1 protein-coding gene is annotated in these 937 nt (G+C 70.8%); it reads right to left on the reverse strand.

The window, feature by feature from the left end; all coding sequences use genetic code 11:
• Positions 1-927 (reverse strand): alpha/beta hydrolase (locus tag MTP10_RS41825; RefSeq protein ID WP_310717459.1); only part of this gene is annotated, 927 nt, incomplete at its 3' end.
• Positions 928-937: the final 10 nt, after the last annotated feature.

A 937-nucleotide genomic window follows, 5' to 3' on the forward strand; every position in this document is an offset into this window, starting at 1 on the left:
TGTGATGTGGGCCAGCGGCGAGGACTCGGGTCCCTGGCCGAAGTAGGTGCCGTACCAGCCGTTCAGGTAGATGGCGCCGGTCACGGTGGTGTCGGCGTCCTCGAAGCCCGGCTGGAAGGCGGGATCGTTCTGGGTGAGCGCGGCCAGCGCCGCCATGTGCCCGCCCGCCGAGCTGCCCGCGACGAACACTGTCGAGGGGTCGGCGCCGTACTCGTGGGCGTGCTCGCGCACCCAGGCGATGATCTTCTTGAGGTCGATCAGGTGGTCCGGGTGCTGGGCCTGGGGCCGTAGCCGGTAGTTGGCGCTGATGCACACCCATCCCCGGCTGGCGAGGTGGTAGAGCAGGGGAAGCGACTGGCTGTTCTTGTGGCCGCCGGAGTAGCCGCCGCCGTGCAGGTGGATCATCACGGGTGCGCCTTGCGGGCGCGAGCGGTGGTGGTAGAGGTCGAGCAGGTTGCGGCGGCCCGCGTCGCCGTAGGAGAGGTTGGCCACGCGCCGGACGTCCGGCCGGCGCTTGACGATGGGCAGCAGCAGGATGCGGGCCCACGGGCGACGACGCCGCAGTCCGGCGCCGAGGTCGGCGTCGATGGCGGCACGCCAGCCGGCGCCCAGCCCTTCTGTCATGGCACGCTCGATCCTGCCCCGCTCGCCCAGCCCGCGGTAGGCGATGACCGCGAGCCCGATCGCGGTCACGGCGGCCACCGCGACGATCGCCCAGCCGCCCGCCGAGTCGATGTCACCATCGGTGATCGCCAGCACCGTCGGGAACAGCAGCATCCACAACAAGGCCGCGAACGGCAGCTCGTTGGCGGCCAGGCCGAAGTAGTAGCTCGTACGGCCGAGCGGGCGTGAGAACGGCACCGGCCGCAACGCGAACAACGTGCCGACAGCGGCGAGCGCCACAGGGAACAGATACCCGAAGGGCACGAAACCTCCA

Source organism: Nonomuraea sp. 3-1Str (assembly GCF_031570565.1).
Classification (GTDB): domain Bacteria; phylum Actinomycetota; class Actinomycetes; order Streptosporangiales; family Streptosporangiaceae; genus Nonomuraea.